At 67.6% G+C, this 18,107-nt stretch carries 15 protein-coding genes; 6 read left to right on the top strand and 9 right to left on the bottom strand.

Annotation, left to right across the window (positions count from 1 at the left end):
- Positions 1–124 precede the first annotated feature (124 nt).
- A complete protein-coding gene (locus tag QFZ41_RS10325; RefSeq protein ID WP_429198686.1) occupies positions 125–658 on the top strand; it encodes an acyloxyacyl hydrolase in 534 nt (177 codons plus the stop codon).
- A 220-nt stretch (positions 659–878) separates the two neighbouring features.
- Here the strand turns inward: QFZ41_RS10325 and QFZ41_RS10320 are convergent, their stop codons facing one another.
- The 5 genes from QFZ41_RS10320 to QFZ41_RS10300 form a co-directional block, all read right to left on the bottom strand.
- Positions 879–2,405, bottom strand: a complete 1,527-nt coding sequence (locus QFZ41_RS10320) for a DHA2 family efflux MFS transporter permease subunit (RefSeq protein ID WP_429198685.1) — start codon at positions 2,403–2,405, stop codon at positions 879–881.
- 10 nt (positions 2,406–2,415) lie between these two features.
- Positions 2,416–3,627, bottom strand: a complete 1,212-nt coding sequence (locus tag QFZ41_RS10315; protein ID WP_429198684.1) for an efflux RND transporter periplasmic adaptor subunit — start codon at positions 3,625–3,627, stop codon at positions 2,416–2,418.
- A 24-nt stretch (positions 3,628–3,651) separates the two neighbouring features.
- Positions 3,652–5,112 (bottom strand): efflux transporter outer membrane subunit, encoded by a 1,461-nt coding sequence (locus tag QFZ41_RS10310; RefSeq protein ID WP_429198683.1) that lies wholly within the window; start codon positions 5,110–5,112, stop codon positions 3,652–3,654.
- A 21-nt stretch (positions 5,113–5,133) separates the two neighbouring features.
- The gene (locus QFZ41_RS10305; RefSeq protein ID WP_429198682.1) at positions 5,134–5,592 is read right to left on the bottom strand and encodes a MarR family winged helix-turn-helix transcriptional regulator; all 459 of its coding nucleotides are present in this window, start codon (positions 5,590–5,592) and stop codon (positions 5,134–5,136) included.
- Between the two features lie 77 nt (positions 5,593–5,669).
- Positions 5,670–5,912 (bottom strand): hypothetical protein, encoded by a 243-nt coding sequence (locus QFZ41_RS10300; protein WP_429198681.1) that lies wholly within the window; start codon positions 5,910–5,912, stop codon positions 5,670–5,672.
- Between the two features lie 143 nt (positions 5,913–6,055).
- On the opposite strand from QFZ41_RS10300, the gene QFZ41_RS10295 reads away from it, so the two are divergent.
- Positions 6,056–6,847, top strand: a complete 792-nt coding sequence (locus tag QFZ41_RS10295; protein ID WP_429198680.1) for an AraC family transcriptional regulator — start codon at positions 6,056–6,058, stop codon at positions 6,845–6,847.
- Positions 6,848–6,929: 82 nt separating this feature from the next.
- On the opposite strand, the gene QFZ41_RS10290 is transcribed toward QFZ41_RS10295, so the two are convergent.
- The 4 genes from QFZ41_RS10290 to QFZ41_RS10275 form a co-directional block, all read right to left on the bottom strand.
- Entirely contained in the window at positions 6,930–7,283 is a 354-nt protein-coding gene (locus tag QFZ41_RS10290) for a hypothetical protein (RefSeq protein ID WP_429198679.1), read from the bottom strand.
- 151 nt (positions 7,284–7,434) lie between these two features.
- The gene (locus QFZ41_RS10285; RefSeq protein WP_429198678.1) at positions 7,435–8,133 is read right to left on the bottom strand and encodes a response regulator; all 699 of its coding nucleotides are present in this window, start codon (positions 8,131–8,133) and stop codon (positions 7,435–7,437) included.
- Positions 8,130–10,790 carry an ATP-binding protein gene (locus QFZ41_RS10280; protein ID WP_429198677.1) on the bottom strand — a complete coding sequence of 887 codons (2,661 nt, stop codon included), beginning with the start codon at positions 10,788–10,790 and terminating at the stop codon, positions 8,130–8,132. The genes QFZ41_RS10285 and QFZ41_RS10280 overlap by 4 nt, the downstream gene beginning before the upstream one ends.
- Positions 10,791–10,835: 45 nt before the next feature.
- Entirely contained in the window at positions 10,836–13,277 is a 2,442-nt protein-coding gene (locus QFZ41_RS10275; protein ID WP_429198676.1) for a S9 family peptidase, read from the bottom strand.
- Positions 13,278–13,506: 229 nt separating this feature from the next.
- Here QFZ41_RS10275 and QFZ41_RS10270 point away from each other — a divergent pair, with 229 nt between their 5' ends.
- From QFZ41_RS10270 to QFZ41_RS10255, 4 genes are read left to right on the top strand one after another with little or no spacing between them, the layout of a single operon-like run.
- Positions 13,507–15,609, top strand: a complete 2,103-nt coding sequence (locus tag QFZ41_RS10270) for a prolyl oligopeptidase family serine peptidase (protein WP_429198675.1) — start codon at positions 13,507–13,509, stop codon at positions 15,607–15,609.
- 4 nt (positions 15,610–15,613) lie between these two features.
- Positions 15,614–16,282: an alpha/beta hydrolase gene (locus tag QFZ41_RS10265; protein ID WP_429198674.1), complete on the top strand. Its 669-nt coding sequence runs from the start codon at positions 15,614–15,616 to the stop codon at positions 16,280–16,282.
- 44 nt (positions 16,283–16,326) lie between these two features.
- Positions 16,327–17,394, top strand: a complete 1,068-nt coding sequence (locus tag QFZ41_RS10260; RefSeq protein WP_429198673.1) for a sensor histidine kinase — start codon at positions 16,327–16,329, stop codon at positions 17,392–17,394.
- Positions 17,372–18,085, top strand: coding sequence for a LytR/AlgR family response regulator transcription factor (locus QFZ41_RS10255; RefSeq protein WP_429198672.1), 714 nt, complete (start codon positions 17,372–17,374; stop codon positions 18,083–18,085). Before QFZ41_RS10260 ends, QFZ41_RS10255 begins: the two co-directional genes overlap by 23 nt.
- The last annotated feature ends 22 nt before the right edge of the window (positions 18,086–18,107 follow it).

Below are 18,107 nucleotides of genomic sequence, written 5' to 3'. Positions count from 1 at the left end.
TCGGCCAAGCCTGGGGCATGTCGAGATCGAATAATTACGCCGCCCCCCTTTATTCACGCCCACTGGACACTATTTACCGAACGATCCGGTTCATTAACGTCCCACCACAAGGACCCGTTCCCCCATGCGTTCGTCCCGCCTCGCACTTGGCATCCTCGCCGCCCTCTCTCTCGCCGCCGTGACCGTTCCCGCCGCAGCGCAGACCCACCTGGAAGTACAGGGTGGCCGCAGCTACATGGATAGCCACGGCACCGATGCCTTCTTCATCGAAGCCGTGTTCGATCCCCGCGCGATGGGGCAAAGCCGCTTCACCTGGTCGCCTGACGTCTCGCTGGGCTACATCAGCGGCCGCCATGTCGGCGAGTACCGCGGCGCGCATCCGGGCGTGACCAACAATGTGTGGGTTGGCGCTGCTGGCGCGCGTTTCCACTACGGCAGCGCCGGTGACTGGTACCAGCCGTTCTTCTTCAGCTTCCAGGTGGCCGGCACGGCCGGTGGCCGTACCCAGGCCCTTTCCAGCGCCTATCAGTTCGTCAGCACGCTCGGCTGGCAGTACAAGAACATCAGCCTGCAGATCCGCCACATCTCCAACGGCAGCTTCAAGGAGCCGAACCGTGGCGAGACGATGGCCCTCGTGGGCGTCGGCTTCGACATCTGATCCGAAGATCCGTGGCGCGGCCCCTACACAGGGGCCAATGCCTTTGGTAAGACCCGACCCCGGTGGGTGGAACCCGATCCTGGTGGGAAGTCGCTTCAGCGGCGATGGGTGCTCGCCGTAACCTGGCCCGCTGCCGCGGGATCGCCGACAAGGTCGGCTCCCACCATCTCCCCCCACCATCTCTCCGCCACTCGCCATGACTTGAGCTTTGGGAGCGGCCTCAGTGTCCCGAGGCCGCCGGTCCCGCTTTTGCCGCGAAGGGCGGCTTGGCCAGCCAGACCACGAAGATCAAGGCCATGAAGACGTAGCCCAGCAGGTGGAACACCTCGTTGAACGAGATCTGGTAGCCCTGCTGCGTGATCATCTGGTTCATCGCCGCCGCCGCGTACTGCGGGTCGCCGTGTCCGATCTGGGTCAGTGCCTGCTGCGCCGTCGGATCGAACGGCGTGATGTTTTCGGCCAGCCTTTCGTGATGGACGATCGCGCGGCGATCCCACAGGAAGGTGGTGAGCGATGCCGCGAAGCTGCCGCCCAACGTACGCAGGAAGGTGGCGAGGCCGGAGCCCGCCGCGATCTCACGCGGTTGCAGGTCGGAGAGCAGGATGCTCAGCACCGGCATGAAGAACAAGGCCACGCCCAGTCCCTGGATCAGCTGCACCATCGCGACGCTGTAGAAATCGATGTCCAGGAAGAAGTCGGCGCGCATGAAACACGTCGCTCCCATCACGATGAACGCACCCGAGGCCAGGACGCGCAGGTCGAACTTGTGCGCGTAGCGGCCCACGAAAGGCGTGAGTATCACCGGCAGGATACCCAGCGGCGCCGCGGCGAAGCCCGCCCACGTGGAGGTGTAGCCGACGTTGCGTTGCAACCATTGCGGCACGAGCAGGCCGATGGCGAAGAACGCCGCGTAGGCCAGCACGAGGCACAAGGTGCCCATCGCGAAGTTACGGTGCCGGAACAGCTTCAGGTTGACGATCGGATCCTTGTCCGTGAGTTCCCAGATGAGGAACACGATCAGGCCGATGGCCGCGACGATCGCCGTGATGACGATGAAGGTCGACGAGAACCAGTCTTCGTCGTTGCCCTTGTCGAGCACCACCTGCAACGCGCCCACGCCGATGATCAGCGTGATGAGGCCTACGTAGTCGACCTTCGGCTTCTCGGTGACTTCCGGACGCCCCTTCATCTGGTTGGCCACGACGAAGCTGGCGAAGATGCCGATCGGCACGTTGATGAAGAAGATCCACGGCCAGGTGTAGTTGTCGGTGATCCAGCCGCCGAGGATGGGACCGGCGATGGGCGCGACGACCGTGACCATGGCCAGCAGCGCCAGCGCCATGCCTCGTTTGGCCGGTGGATAGATCGAGATCAGCAGGCTCTGCGTGATCGGATACATCGGGCCGGCCACCGCGCCCTGGATGGCGCGGAACAGGATGAGCATGCTCATGCTCTGCGCGATGCCGCACAGGAACGAGGCCAGCGAGAACAAGAGCGTCGCCCAGACGAACAGCTTCGTCTCCCCGAAACGGCGGGTGAGGAAGCCGGTCAGCGGCAGGGCGATCGCATTGCTCACCGCGAACGAGGTGATCACCCAGGTGCTCTGGTTGGAACTGACGCCCAGGTTGCCCGCGATGGTCGGGAGCGAGACGTTCGCGATCGTGGTGTCGAGCACCTGCATGAAGGTCGCGAGCGATAGCCCGACCGTGGACAACGCCAGGTTCGGCGGTCGAAATTCGGTGCTCATGGCCGCTCCCTTACTTCGGGGCCTGCTGTTGCTCGCCTTCGCCCGCGGAAGCGTTCTCGTGGATCACGCGAGCGATGTCCTTGTCGGCATCGGCGAGCTGCTTGTCGTAGATCGGCGTGGAGAACTCCGGCGCGGTCGGCGCCTGCTTCGCCAGCAAGGGGCCACTCTGGTCGTGCAGCGACACCGTCACCTTGGTCGACAGGCCCAGGCGCAGCGGCTTTTCTTCCAGCTGCTTGGGATCGGTGAAGACGACGCGGACCGGCACGCGCTGCACGATCTTGATCCAGTTACCGGTGGCGTTCTGCGCCGGCAGGATCGAGAAGGCGCTGCCGCTGCCGACGCCGAGGCTGCGCACGCGAGCCTTGTAGACGATGTCGCTGCCGTAGACGTCGGCGGTGACGTCGACCGGCTGTCCGATGCGCATGTGGGTCAGCTGGGTTTCCTTGAAGTTCGCGTCGATCCAGACCTGCTGCAACGGCACCACGGCCATCAGCGCGGCGCCCGGCTGCACGCGCTGGCCCACCTGCACGGTGCGCTTGGCGACGTAGCCGTCCACCGGCGCGATCAGGGTTGCACGCACGTCGTCGAGGTACGCCGAGCGCAGTTTGGCGGCGGCGGCTCGCACGTCAGGATGCGAGGCGACGACGGTGTCGTCGACCAGGACCTTGCTGCTGCTGTACGCCTGCCTGGCGGACGACAGGCTGTCCTCGGCGGAGGTCAACGTATCGAGGGCATGCGACAGTTCCTCGGCCGAGATCGCGCCGGACTTGGCGAGGTCGCGGCGACGGTCGTAGTCGGCGCGGGCACGCGCCACGGCGGTCTGGCGCACGGCGACATCGGCCTGCGCCGATGCCACGTTGTTGTACAGCCCGCGCACGCGGCGCACGGTGTTTGCCAGGTTGGCGCGAGCGCTTTCCAGCGCCACTTCGGCGTCGCTCGGATCGAGCTTCACCAGCACGTCGCCCTGGTGGACCAGGTCGCCGTCATCGGCACCGATCGAGGTGACCGTGCCGGCGATCTGCGGCGTGATCTGCACGACGTTACCGTTGACGTAGGCATCGTCGGTGTCCTCGTACCAGCGGCCGTCCACGAAGTACCAGACGGTCCAGCCGATGGCGGCCAGGACGAGCACCAGGACAAGGAGCTTGAGGAAGAAGCCGCGACGGCTCTTCGGTGGCGGCGCCACGACGGCGCCGGCGGGGGCGGTGGTTTCTTGTGACATCGTTGGGTGCCTCGGGACGTGTTCTTAGTTGTGGGCCGGCGTGGCGGCGGCGACGGGCTGGTCGTCCGCCTCGGGGCGGAAACCGCCACCGAGCGCCTGGATCAGTTGGACGGAGATATCGACCTGCTGGGCGCGCAGCGCGGCCATGCGCTGCTGCGCCTGGAGCAGTTGCTGGCGCACGATGAGCGATTCGAGGTAGCTACCGACGCCGGCCTTGTAACGCTGTTGCGAGAGGTCGTAGGCCTGCTGCGCCGCGTCTTCCGCGCGCTGCTGCGCGGCGATCTGCGTGCCGAAGGAATCCAGCGCGGAGAGATCGTCGGCGACTTCGTTCAGCGCGCCGACCAGCGTCTTGTTGTACTGGGCCACGGCGAGATCGTATTCGGCGTCCTTCCCTGCGAGGTTCGCGCGGAGGCGGCCACCATCGAAGATCGGCAGGCTGAAGGCCGGCAGCACCTGCCAGAAGCGGGCACGCGAGGCGAACAGGTTTTCCGAACCACCCGCCACCTGCGCGGCGAGGATGCCGAGGCTGACGTTGGGCAGGAATTCCGTCTTCGCCGCGGCGATGTCCTTCGAGGCCGCTTCCACGCGCCAGCGGGCGGCGACGAGGTCGGCGCGGTGGCCGAGCAGGTCCGCCGGCAGGTTGGCGGGCACCGCGACGGACGACGGCGTCAGCACCGCGGGGCGGCCGATGTCGAGTCCGCGGTCCGGACCCTTGCCGAGCAGCACGCTCAGCGTGCTGCGCGCCGAATCGATGGCACGCTGGGCCACCGCCATTTCGCGCTCGGCCGTCGCCACTTCGGTGTCGGACTGCTTGATCTGGATCTGGTTGTCTACGCCGGCAGCGACCCGCTGGCGGGTGAGATCGCGCGACGCACGGCTGCGATCGAGTTCGGCCTTGGCCACGTCCATCTGGGTGAAGGCATAGCCGAGCTGCACGTAGGCACGCGCGACATTGGTCGAGATCTCGATGCGCGCGGCGCGGGCGTCGATCTCCGCCGCGCGCTGCGAACCGAGCGCGGCTTCCCACGCGGCGCGCTTGCCGCCCCACAGGTCGAGATCCCAGTTGAAGTTGCCGTACCCGTACTTGGTCCAGCTGAAGTGGTTACCCAGCGGCGCCGGGAACAGCGTGCCCGGAAGGTGCGCGCCGGCGACACCGCCGCCCACGCCGAAGGTGGGATCACGCGAGGCGTCGGCCGCGCCACTCTGCGCCTGGGCCTGGCGCACGCGCGCATCGGCCGAGGCGAGGTCGAGGTTGTCTTTCAGCGCTTCTTCGATGAGCGCGCCGAGCTGGCTGTCGCCCAGCCCGGTCCACCAGTCGGCCGCCGGCCAGTTGGCCGGGGAAACCTGTGCCTTCGCCAGGCTTCGGTCGGCGTGGAGGGTGGCCGGGTCGGTCAGCTGGCCCTGCGGATCCAGGCCACGGCTGGTCACGCAGCCGGAAAGGATCAACGCGGCCCCGACGGCCGCCACGAGAGTGTGCAGACGCATGAGTTTTGCCTCGACAGTGAATCAGTCTTTTTCGCGGAGCGCGTTGAGCACGCGTCCCAGGTAATCGTGTAACCGCTCGCGCTCTTCCGCGGATAGGTCGCGCTGGGCGCGTTCGAGCGTCGCCACGTTGCTTTCGTACAAATGCCGCCAGAGCGCCTCGCCCGCCTCGGTCAACTCGATGCGCAGCGCGCGCCGGTCTTGCTGGTGCGGCTGTCGGCGCAGGTAGCCCTTGGCTTCCAGCTGATCGAGCTGGCGCGTCATCGCGCCGCCATCCACGTCCACCGCGCGGGCCAGTTCGGTCGCGGACATGGGCCCGAATACCGCGAGGCGCTTGAGCACGTGGAACTGGGTGAACTTCAGGTCGGCGCCCTGGGCGGCGAGATCGGACTCGATCGCTCGCACGATCTCGCTCCGCACCATGCCGATCAGGGAACCGAGGCTATCCCTGCCGTCGGGTGTGGGACATACGCTGCTGTTCATGGCCGCACATTCTATTGCCTCAAATATAGTTGTCAAGGCAAATATGCGTGCGGCAGATATTCCCGTTCAATAAGCGGCTAGGTCTCATCCGCCAGCAAGGCCGCCAGCGCGGGATCGCGTACCTCGAACAAATCGAATATGCCGAGCGCTTTCAGGGTGGGGAGCTGGGCCAGCAAACGCGGTTCCAGCCGCCTCACCTGGTCTTCGGGGGTGCTCGGGTCGAGCATGGCGTGGGCACAGGCCACGAAGGTCACCAGGGCTTCGCCTGCTTCCTGGCCTTCGCCCAGTTCACTGTAGTCGCGGGTGACGAGACGGATCATGGGGACGATCTCCGGCGTCGATGGTCCCTGAGCGTGGCGAAAAGCCGCCACGCCGGAACACTTAGTTGGGAGTGCAAATGTTAGCCATGGAAGCTATCGGCCTGATATCGTTATCTGGCCAAGTTATGTCGAGAAATGGCCAAATGTTGGACGAAAAGCTGCATACCCTGCTGGAAAGTGCCGAAGGCCCGCCGCTGATCGCCTACGAAGCGCGGGGTGAGATCCCGCTGGAGGAAACCGACTGGCACAGCCACGTGCGCGGCCAGTTTTTCTATGTGGAAGAAGGCCTTGTCATCACGCGAACCGAGCACGGCTCATGGCTGCTGCCCCCGCACCGCGCGGGCTGGATGCCGCCGGGAGAGATGCATACGGTCAGCATCGCCGGCCCGAGCCATGCCTGGGGCGTATTCATCGCCCCCTGCGCCGCGGCGGGGCTTCCGGACCGGCCGTGCGTCGTGGGGGTGAACGACCTGTTCCGCGCGATCATCAAGCGTGCCGCCAGTTGGCCTGCGGATTCCGAAAGCGAGCCCGAGAAGGACCGGCTCTTCGCCGTGCTGCTCGACGAGATGCGGCGGGCGCCGGTGGAACAGTTGCACCTGCCCATGCCGGTCGACCGCCGCCTGCGGCGCATCGCCATGGCGATGTTCGAGCGCCCCGACGACACACGCGGCATCGAGGAATGGGCGAGTTGGGCCGGTATGTCCGTGCGCACGCTCACGCGCCTGTTCCGCCAGGAAACCCAGTGCAGCGTGGCGCAGTGGCGGCAGCAGGCACGGCTTACCCGCGCCCTCGAACGTCTCGCCCATGGCGAGCCGGTGTCGATCGTCGCCGATGCGCTCGGCTACGCCACGCCGAGCGCTTTCGTGGCGATGTTCCGCAAGGCTTTCGGCGACTCACCCGGACGCTACCTGGCGCGCCAGGCCATGAGCGTCTGACGTTCCCTCACCCGGGTGGGAAGTAGGCCCGCTGCCGCGGGATCGCCGACAAGGTCGGCTCCCACCAGGGTGTGGAGACTTTTTAGTCGGGCGATGGTTTGCACATCCATAGCGCCTCGAAGGTATAGGCATCGCCGCTTTGACGTTCGACCACGTCCACGGCGATGCGGCCGTGCCGCCACGGGCCATGCGTGCCCGGAGGCGTGACGTCGTAGCAGGAGCGCTCCTTCTCGTAGTGGCCGCTCTTGCCGTCGGTCATCGCGTTCTCTTCCTCGCGGCATTGCGCCAGCGCTTCGTCGTGCGTGGGCAGCGTCCGCTCCCCGGCGACGTAGTGCTCGTCGGTGCACTCCACGTCGTTGGCGCGGGATGTGTAGACGATGCCGATGGCGACGGCGGTGGCGACGATCGATATGGCGATGGGTGGCAGACGGTGCACGCGACGCTCCATGGAGGTATGAGCGCGTGAGGCTGCACGCGTGCGCCGGCGAAGAACATCGGACTAGTCCGAGAAATGATGTGGAAGGCCCGGGCTGTGACGGGGATCACGCGCGTGGCGAAGGATATGAAGTTCGCGTGAGGACGAATCGTCAGTTCGCGGGAAAGCGATAGCCCACGCCCGGCTCCGTCTTCAGCCAGCGCGGTGCTGAGGGATCGTCGCCGAGCTTCTGCCGTAGCTTTCCCATCACGATGCGCAGGTAATGGGTGTCCTGCGTATGCGTGGGACCCCAGACTTCGCGCAGGATCTGTTGCTGGCTGACCACCCGCCCCGGATGACGGACGAGCAATGACAGCACGGCGAACTCCTTGCGCGTGAGGGCGACCGCCTTTCCGTCGAGCATCGCTTCGCGCCGTGCGAGATCGATCGACAACGTGCCATCGTCGTAACGCACCGGAGCCTCGGCCTGTCCCGCCTTCGCCCCTTGTCGAAGCAGCGCCCGCAGGCGCGCCATCAACTCCTGGATACCGAAGGGCTTGGTCACGTAGTCGTTCGCGCCGCTGTCCAGCGCCTTCACCTTTTCGGTTTCCGCATCGCGCACGGACAGCATCAACACGGGCACCTGGCTCCATTGGCGCAGTTCGCGCAGCACGTCGTGGCCCTCGCGGTCCGGCAAGCCGATGTCGAGGATGACCAGGTCGGGCGATTGCGTGGCGGCGAGGCCCAGGCCTTCTTCCCCCGTGGCGGCGAGGAATACCTGATAGCCCTCCGCACGCAGGCCGATGTCGAGGAACCGGCGGATCTGGGCCTCGTCGTCGATCACCAGCACGCGGGGAGCGGTGGGGTTCATGGCTGGTCGTCCGGCGGCGGCGGCAGGGGGAGGGAGATGCGAATGGTGGTGCCACCGCCGGTACTCGGCAAGGCCTCCACGCTGCCACCGTGCGCGCCGATCATGCCGCGGCAGATGGCGAGGCCCAGCCCCGTGCCCTGCGCGCCGCGATCGCCGCGCGACACCGAGTAGAACATGTCGAAGATCCGCGCTCGTTCGTCCTCGGGAATGCCGGGGCCGCGGTCGATCACGTCCACCAGCAGGCGGCCCGCCTCGGCGCGGACGATCACGCGTACCGGTTCGTCCGCCGGCGAGAAGCGCGCGGCGTTCTCGAGGATGTTGAACAACGCCTGCTCGATCAGGGCGGGATGGACATGCAGCAGGACGGTGTCCGCCGGCAAATGCACGTCCACACGGACATCAGGGAACAACTTGCGCAGGCGCCCCACGGCGGCGACGACGATCTCGGCGGCGTCGACCCAGTCGCGGTTGAGCTTCAGCGTGCCGTGGCCCAGGCGTGTCATGTCCAGCAGGTTCTGGATGTAACGGTCGAGCCGTTGGCCTTCGCCAAGGATGGCCTGCAACAACTCGATCCGTTCGTTGTCCGGCAACTGCGTGTCGTAGCTCAGCAAGGTTCCCGCCGAACCGATCATGGAGGCGAGCGGCGAGCGCAGGTCGTGCGAGACCGATGAAAGCAGCGCGTTGCGCAAGCGCTCGGTCTCGCCTTGCACTCGCGCGCTTTCCAGTTCGGCGGTGAGCCGTGCACGGTCAAGGGCCTGTCCCACGTCCTGGATCATGGCCAGCGCCAGGCCGCGACGATCGGCGTCCGGTTCTCGCTGGTCGCTCGCGAAGCGCAAAGCGACGACGCCTGCGTGTCGCGCGGCGCCTCCCAGCGGCAGCATCCAACAGGCGGCGCCATTGAGCGTGTCGGTATAGCGGCCGGCTGGCTCGGTGTGGGCTTCGCTCCAGTCCGCGGCGGCAAGGTCCTGCGTCGACAGCGTGAAGCTTCCGGGTACCGAAGCGGCGACGGTCAGCTCTCCCGCCGCATTCCGCGCCAGCACCGCCACGTCGGCGTCGAGCGCCCGCGCCAGCGCGCGCGCGGCGACGATGCGTACGCCATCGGCATCGGCGGCCGTGGCGAGCTGTTGGCCCAACGCCACCAGCGCCCGGCCGCGCACCTGTGCCGCACGCAGGGACGTCACCTGTCCGGCGAGCCGGGTGGCGAGACGGCTGCAAACCAGCGCGGCGAGCAGGAACAACACCACCGCGAGGACGTCGTCCGCGTTGGCGATCGCCAGCGTGTACCGGGGCGGCGCGAAGAAGAAGTTGTAGCCGAGGAAACAGAGCACGGCGGTGAAGACGGCCACGGCCATGCGCGTGCGGACCGCGACGAAGAGCACCGCGGTAAGGAAGATCAGCGAGAGGTTGGCGACCGACAGGAAGCGGTCGGCCACGAACGACAACGCCATCGCCACCGCGGTGGCCGCGGTGGCGACGAGATACTCGCGGCGCGAACCGTTTCCATCGGCGAAACGCAGGCGGCGGCGTGCCTTGGCGCGCTCCACCGGCGTGGCGACGATCGTCAGCTCCAGGTGCGCGCCGCGGCGAAGCAGCTGCTGGGTCAGCGAAAAACCCAACCGCCGTGCGATGGGGCGCTCGCGCGTGCGGCCCACGATGATCTGGCCCACGCCCTCGCGATCGGCCCAGGCCAGCAATTCGTCGGCGACGGCATGGCCACGCAGGATCACCGCTTCGCCGCCCAACCGCCGGGCCGCCCGCATCGCGGCATCCACGCGTTCGCGGCGCTCGCCGTCCGCACCGCCACGATCGACGTAGAGAACGCTCCAGGGCGCGCCACGCCGTTCGGCGATGCGCCGGGTGATGCGCACCAGGTATTCGCTCTGCGCCGCGCCGTCGATCGCCACCATCACGCGACGCCGCACCGGCATGGCGCCGCCGCGGGCGAGCATGTGCCCGCGCAGGTCGCTTTCGACATGGGCCGCGACGGTCTCCACGGCCAGTTCGCGCAGGGCGGCGAGGTTGGTCGGCGAGAAGAAGGCGTCCAGCGCCACGGCCGCGGTCTCGGGCACGTAGACCTTGCCCTGTTGCAGGCGGCCGATGAGTTCGCGCGGCGGCAGGTCCACCAGCACGATGTCGCGCGCGCGATCGAGGAAGGCGTCGGGAACCGTCTCGCGCACGGCCACGCCGGTGATTCGCCGGACCTGGTCGTTGAGGCTTTCCAGGTGCTGCACGTTGAGCGCCGTGTAGACCTCGATACCCGCATCGAGCAGCTCGGCGATGTCTTGCCAGCGGCGCTCGTGCCGCCCTCCGGGAAGGTTGGTATGGGCCAGTTCGTCGACAAGGAGCACCGCCGGCTTGCGTGCGAGCGCGGCCTCCAGGTCGAACTCGGCGAACTCCCGCCCGGCATAACGCACCTGTCGCGGCGGCAACACCTCGATGCCTTCGAGGAGGGCGGCCGTGTCGGCCCGCCCGTGCGTCTCGACCAGGCCGGCCACCACGTCGACGCCCTGCCGGCGCAGGTCGCGCGCGGCGGACAGCATCGCGAAGGTCTTGCCCACGCCGGGGGCGGCGCCAAGGAAGACCTTCAGGCGCTGCCCATCGCCGTCCTTCATCTCGTTGAGGAGCGCGTCGGCGCGTGCATCGCGGGCGTCGGCCATGGGTGCGTGCCGTCAGGAAAGGAATACGTTAGCGCGCGACGGTCCTCAATGCGACTGATTTTCCAGGGAGTCGCGGAACAGCTCGTCGATACGGCGGTATTCGTCGTACCACGAGTCGGCGTGCACGAAACCATGCCGTTCCATCGGATAGAGCGACATCCAGAAGTTCTTCTTGTGCAGTTCGATGAAACGCTGGTAAAGGCGGATCGAATCGCTCGCCAGCACGTTATCGTCGATCAGGCCGTGCTCGATCAGCAGCGGATCGGCGAGCGCATCGGCGTAGCGGATGGGCGAACTGGCCGTGTACGCCTCCGGATCCAGCTGCGGGTCGTTGAGGATGTTCGAGGTGTATTCGTGGTTGTAGCTGGTCCAGTCGGTCACCGGGCGGAGCGCCGCGCCGGCGGCGAATTCTCCCGGCGCCCGGAGCAAGGCCATCAGCGTCATGAAACCGCCATAGCTGCCACCGTAGATACCGACCCGTTTCGGGTCCACGCCTTGCCGTTCCACCAGCCAGGCCTTGCCGTCGAGCAGATCGTCCAGCTCGGGGTGGCCCATCCGACGGTAGATGGCGGTACGCCAGTCGCGGCCGTAACCCTTGGAAGCGCGGTAGTCCATGTCGAGCACCACGTAACCGCGCTGCACCAGCAGGTTGTGGAACATCTGCTCGCGAAAATAGGCCGGGTACGACAAGTGCACGTTCTGCAGGTAGCCGGCGCCGTGGACGAAGATCACGGCGGGGCGGGATGCCGACGCGGCCGCGTCGGCCGGGCCATAGAACTTCGCCCATATCGTTCCCGCACCGTGCCGCGAAGGCACTTCGACGATCTTCGGTGCGATCCAGGCACGCGCCGCGTAGGCCGGCTTGCGCGTGTCGGTGAGGTCACGCGACTCCGTGCCGTCCACGCCGACGACCGCCAGTTGGGACGGTACATACGGCGCCGAGTGCAGCACCGCGAGGCGCGTGCCGTCCGGCGAAAGACTGAAGTCGTCCAGGCCCTGGAACCGGGTGATGCGGACGAGTTCGCCGCCCGCCGCCGGCACGCCGTAGATGTCGTAGCTGTACGGCGCGGCCTTGTTCGTACGAATGTAGAAACGGGCGCCGTCGGGGCTGAGCACCGGGTGATCCACCTCGAAGCGTCCCGACGTCAAAGCCCTGGCCTTGCCGCCGAGTGGCTTCGTGTAAAGCTGCGCGTACCCGGATTCCTCGCTCAGGTACCAGAGGGTGCGGCCATCGCGCAGCCAGCCGAAGTCGTTGCCATCCCAGTTGATCCAGGCCTTGTCGGTGAGCCGGTGTTGCGCGACGAGCGCGTGGCGATCGAAGTCGACCGTCGCGATCCAGCGATCCTTGTTGTCGATGGCGCGCAGTTGCACGGCCACCTCGCGGCCGTCGTCACTCCAGACGATGCCGGGGCTGTATTCCCCATTGACGATCACCGGCCGCTTCTTCGGAGCGGCCAGCGCGTCGGCACGGTCGGCCTTGCCGTCCTTGCGCAGCGCGGCCACGGTCTTCTTACGGATGTCCGCCAGCGGGTCGTCGCCGATACCTGGCAGCGTGTCCGTATCGAGTTCGAACGCGGCGTGCGTCTTGAGGTCGAGCAGCCGCAGCGTCTGCGGCGCGGGATCGTTGCGGCCGACGTAGGCACGCGTCGCCTCGGTTTCCGCATACCCGGAATCGGTCACGTAATGGGTGAGGTCGGCGATCTTTCCCGCGTCCGCGTCCTTGGCCTGGGTCACCACCAGCATCCACCGGCCATCCGGCGACAACGAGGTGTCGGCGATGCTCACGTTCTTGCCGAGCCAGAAAGGCTTCGGCGCCCGGCCCGGATCGGCCGCGGCCAACGCATCGGCGTCGGCCTTCATCGCCTCTTCGTCGGCACGCAGCCCACGTAGCGTCTTGAACAGCGACTGCTGGTCGTCGGCCAGGTCGTCCGGCTTCTTCGCCTTCGGATCGTCCTTCTCTTCCAGGTCCGCGGCCTTCACCACGGGGCCACCGGCGAGGGCATACGCGAACCACTCGTTGTCGGCGCGGAAGGTCAACATGCCACCGTCCGTGGAGAAGCGCGGATCACGCTCCTTGGCCGCCGTGCGAGTCACCTGCACGGTGGCGCCCGTGGCGAGGTCGCGCAGGAAGATGTCGCCGTGCCTGACGAACGCGGCGTGCCGGCGAGCCCGGTCGAATACGGGCGTGCCGCCATCGGCGCTCGCGGCGGCCGTGGGCGCGAGCCGCTCCGGTGTGCCGCCATGCGCGGGAACGCGCCAGAGATCGCGCACCGGACTGCCGTCATGCTTGAGCGAGTAGTAGAGCTGGCTGCCGTCGACGCTCCAGTAGGCATCCTCCACCGCCGGCCCGATCCAGTCCGGATCGGCCATGATCGTTTCCATGTCCAGCGGCGCCGATGCCGTAGGCACGGCGGCCGGGGTCTGTGCTTCGACGGTGGCTTGCGCGGCGGCAAGGACGGTAAGCAGGGCGGCGGCAAGTACACGCATGGTGCGTTCCGGATCGGGCAAATCGGTCGAGCATAGCGCGCCCCCTCGTTTGGTGGGAGCCGACCCTGTCGGCGATGGGTGCTTGCCGTAACCCGGCCCGCTGCCGCGGGTTCGCCGACAAGGTCGGCTCCCACCAGGCTGTCTCCCACCAAGCTGTTTCCAACGAGAGGTGGCGCGCTAGAGGTGGCGCGCTTTGCTACGCTCGGCGTTCCTCCCCCGGAGTCCACCCATGCGCGCCCTCGTTCCACGCCTGCTCGCCGCCAGCCTGTTCGTCGCCTTCGCCGCCCAGGCGGCCACGCCCCAACCGCCGCCGACGCCGAAGCGCGTGGTGTCCGAAACCCTCGCGGGGCAACCGGTGAACGATCCGTACCGTTGGCTGGAAAATCCGGGCGCGGCGGACGTGACGAAGTGGATCGAAGCGCAGAACGCCTATACCGAAGCCGCGATCGGCGCGATGCCGCTCGGCAAGACGCTGAGCGCGCGTATCCGCGAACTGTCCATCACCTCCACGACACGCTCGTCGCCGACCCTGGCGGGCGGCACCTTGTTCTACTTCGAGAACACGCCGCCGCAGCCGCAGCCCGTGCTCGTGGCGAAAGCCTGGCCCGACGGCGAGACGCGCACGCTGGTGGATCTCAACAAGGGCGAGGGCAACACCGCCATCACGGCCTACTGGCCCTCCCCGAGCGGCCGCTACCTCGCCTACGGAACGGCCGAAGGCGGTAGTGAACTCACCACCATCCATATCCTCGACACGAAGACGGGCAAGCCGCTCGGTGACGCACTGCCCTTCGCCGGCGGCGGCACCACACCGCAGGCGCTGGCCTGGGACGCCGACGAAAAGGGCGTGATCTACGCACGTTTCGACGCGCCGGCCGCCGGCAAACCCTTGCGCGAGTTCGATGCCTACCTCGCCCATCACGTGATCGGCGAGCCCGCGGCGAAGGACCGTGTCGTGTTCGGCAAGGGCTACTCGCACGTGGCCGAGTACATCCTCATGGAAGGCGGCGGTGGCAAGTCCACCGCGCTGCTCGCGAACGAAGGCGACGGCGGTCCCGCCGAGGTCTACCTGCGCAAGGACAGCGGCGAGTTCAAGCGAGTGCTGGGCCATGAGGCCGACGTGCGTTCGGCCAGTTGGGTGGGCGACCACCTCTACGTAGTGACCTTCGCCGGAGCGCCACGCGGCAAGATCGTCACGATAGGAGCCGATGGCAAGACCGCCGACGTGCTCGCCGAAGGGGAAGGCGCCATCCAGCATGTGACACCCCTCGGCAACGGCTTCCTCGTCGTGCGCAGCGCGGGCCCGGATTGGTGGGCCGACCAGTACGACGCGAAAGCGGGCTTCGTGCGCCGCGTGCCGCTTCCGGCGACGGGCGTGGCCATCGGCGGCGTGGCGTCGGAAAAAGGCCAGGACAAGGCGTTGATCTCGTATGCCGGCTGGACCACACCGACGCACTGGGCCGAGTATGACGGTGCCACCGGTTCGCTGAAGACCATCTTCGAGGTGAAGCCGGCCGCCGACTATTCGAAGGTGCGCGTCACTCGCGTCGAAGGCACATCGAAGGACGGCAGCAAGATCCCGGTCACCGTGATCGCGATGGACGGCGTCACGCCCAACGGCAAGCGTCCCACGATCCTCTATAGCTATGGCGGTTTCGGGATTCCCGTCACGCCCGGCTTCGTCGGCCCCAACCTGGCATGGCTGGAACGCGGTGGCGTGCTGGCCTACGCCAACATCCGCGGCGGCAACGAGTTCGGCGAAGCATGGCACGAGCAGGGCCAGAAGCAGCGCAAGCAGAACGTGTTCGACGATTTCTACGCGGCGTCGCAGGCGCTGATCGACACCAGGTGGACCGATACGGGCCACCTCGGCATCCTCGGCGGCAGCAACGGTGGCCTGTTGATGGGCGCGGCGCTGACCCAGCATCCGGAACAGTACCGCGCGGTGGTCGGTGCCGTCGGCATCTACGACGTGCCTCGCCATGAAACCGCGTTCGCGAACGGGCCGTACAACGTCAGCGAGTACGGCTCGGTAAAGGATCCCGCCATCGCGAAGGCCATGCTGGCGTATTCGCCCCTGCACAACGTGAAGAAAGGCACGAAGTACCCGGCTGTCCTGTTGACCACGGGCGCGAACGATCCGCGCGTCGCGCCGTGGCAGTCGCGCAAGTTCGCCGCCGCGTTGCAGGACGCCAGCACCTCGGGCCAACCGGTGCTGCTGCTCACGCGGATGAACGCCGGACACGGTATCGGCGCGCCCTTCAGCCAGCGCGTGGGTAACCAGGCGCTGTCGATGACGTTCTTCGCGACCGAGCTCGGGCTGGGGGAGTAAGCGCATGTCCTTGCCCACCGTCGAACAAGAAACCCGTCAGTCACCGGCCTGGTCGGTGATCTGGCTGCACGGCCTGGGCGCGGACGGTAACGACTTCGCGCCGATCGTGCCGGAGTTGGTCGACCCGGCATGGCCGGGCATCCGCTTCGTGTTCCCGCACGCGCCGGTGCGTCCGGTGACGGTGAACAACGGCGTGCCGATGCGCGCGTGGTACGACATCAAGGGACTCGCCATCGCCGACAAGCAGGATGCCGAGGGCATCCGTGCCTCGATCGTCGACGTGGAGGCCCTGATCGCGCGCGAGGTGGAGCGCGGTATCCCCGCGTCGCGCATCGTGCTGGCCGGTTTCTCGCAGGGAGGCGCCATGGCGCTTTCCGCCGGTCTTCGCCACGGCGAGTCGCTGGCGGGCATCCTCGTGCTATCGGCGTACCTGCCCTTGCACGAGACGATCGAGGCCGAACGCAGCGGCGCGAACCACGCCACGCCGATTTTCTGGGGCCATGGCAGCGCCGACCCGATCGTACCCATGGTCCTCGGCGAGCAATCGCGACGGGCGCTGGAAACCCTCGGTCATCGGATCGAATGGCACAGCTATCCCATGGGGCACCAGGTCAGCCTGGCGGAGATCGGGGACATCCGCGCCTGGCTCGCCGGGCGCTTCGCCGACGCGTGATCCGTCGCGCGCTGGCGCCCACGAGCATCCGGCATACTCGCGGCATGCCACCCACCCCTTCCGACAGCCCCGCCACGCGACGCCCGCCGTCGGCGCCGCTGCCCGACTTCTGCAGCCTGCCGGTGCTGTTCGCGTTGCTGGTGGTGGGTGCGCTGACCGTCACGCTGATGTGGCTCGCGCCGGGCAACGACGGCGACCTGCGCGACTATTGCATCGCCGTGTTGTTCACCAGCTGGCTGTCGATGCTGTTGACGGTGGCGCTGTGCAAGCTGCGCCCCTGGATGCAACGGTTGTCCTGGTTATGGCCTTACGCCGCCGTCTGGTTGGTGTTGGTGGTGACGGTGGGCGTGAGCGCCACCTTGCTCGGCTGGATCGATCACAACCTCGGCGCGGGGCTCAGCCCGGCCTCGCGATTCCGCTTCGTCCGCGACAGCGTGCTCGCCACCGGCCTGCTCGGCGCAGGCCTGCTGCGGTATTTCTACGTGGTGGCCCAATGGCAGGCACGCGTGGCGGCGGAGGCGCAGGCGCAGGTGGCCGCCTTGCAGGCCCGCATCCGTCCGCACTTCCTCTTCAACAGCATGAACGCCGTGGCCGCGTTGATCCGCGTGGACCCCGACGCCGCCGAACGCACGGTGGAGAACCTGGCGGAGCTGTTCCGCGCCGCATTGGGCAGCGACCCATCGTCCGTGGGAACGCTGGGAGAGGAATGGTCGCTGGTCGATCGTTACCTGGAGATCGAGGCCTTGCGCCTGGGCGACCGCCTGCGCGTTGAGCGCTCGATCGACGTGCCCGAGGATCTTCCCCTGCCGCGCCTGCTGTTGCAGCCGCTGGTGGAAAACGCGATCCGTCATGGCGTGCAGCCCAGCCGCGCCGGCGGCACGATACGCCTCGGCGGCCGCCGGGTCGCGGGTGGCGTGGAGATCGTGATCGACAATCCGTTGTCGGACGCCCCGGCCACGCCCGGCAATGGCCACGGCTTGCGCAGCGTGCGAGAACGCGTCCGCTTTCATTTCGGCGAGCGCGCCACGGTACGCGCCGAAGCCGACGGCAACCGCTTCGTCGTGACCCTGTTCCTGCCGGAGTCCGCGCATGCGCGTACTGATCGCCGATGACGAGCCGCTGGCGCGGATGCGCCTGCGCACCTTGCTGGCCCGTCGCGACGACGTGACCGTGGTAGGCGAGGTCGCCGACGGCGACGCCGTCATGGAAGCCTGCGCCCAGCTGAAACCCGACCTCGTGCTGCTCGACATCGAGATGCCGGGGCTGACGGGCACGGCGGCCGCGAAGCGGATCGCCGCGTTGCCCGCGCCACCCCAGGTGGTGTTCTGCACCGCCTATGAGCAACACGCGCTCAGCGCCTTCGACCTCGGCGCCACGGACTACCTGCTGAAGCCGGTGCGCGCCGAACGCCTGGACGAAGCGATGGAGCGCGCCATGGCGCGCCGCCTGCCTGCCCGTGCCGAACGCGGGGCTTGGCTTCGCGCCCGGCACGGTGCCGACGAGGTGCGCGTGGCGCTCGACGAGGTGCTCTACCTGCTCGCCGACGAGAAATACGTCGCCGTGCACCATCGTGGCGGCATGTGGCTGATCGACGAATCGCTGCGCCAGCTCGAGGCCGCGCATGGCGAACGCCTGGTCCGCCTGCACCGCAACTGCCTGATCCCGCGCGAGCGGCTGCTGGGCCTGAAGACGCTCCCCGACGGACGTGTGCTGGCCCGCCTCGCGGGCACCGACATGACCCCCGAGGTGAGCCGGCGCAACCTGCCGGCGATCCGCCAGTTGCTCCGCGCGCCTGGCGCCTGACACCGGGACGTCGCGCCACGCT

The sequence above is a fragment of the Luteibacter sp. W1I16 genome (assembly GCF_050434905.1).
Lineage (GTDB): Bacteria > Pseudomonadota > Gammaproteobacteria > Xanthomonadales > Rhodanobacteraceae > Luteibacter.
The sequence above is the reverse complement of the archived record's forward strand: the minus strand, read 5'-3'. Positions and strand labels throughout refer to the sequence as shown.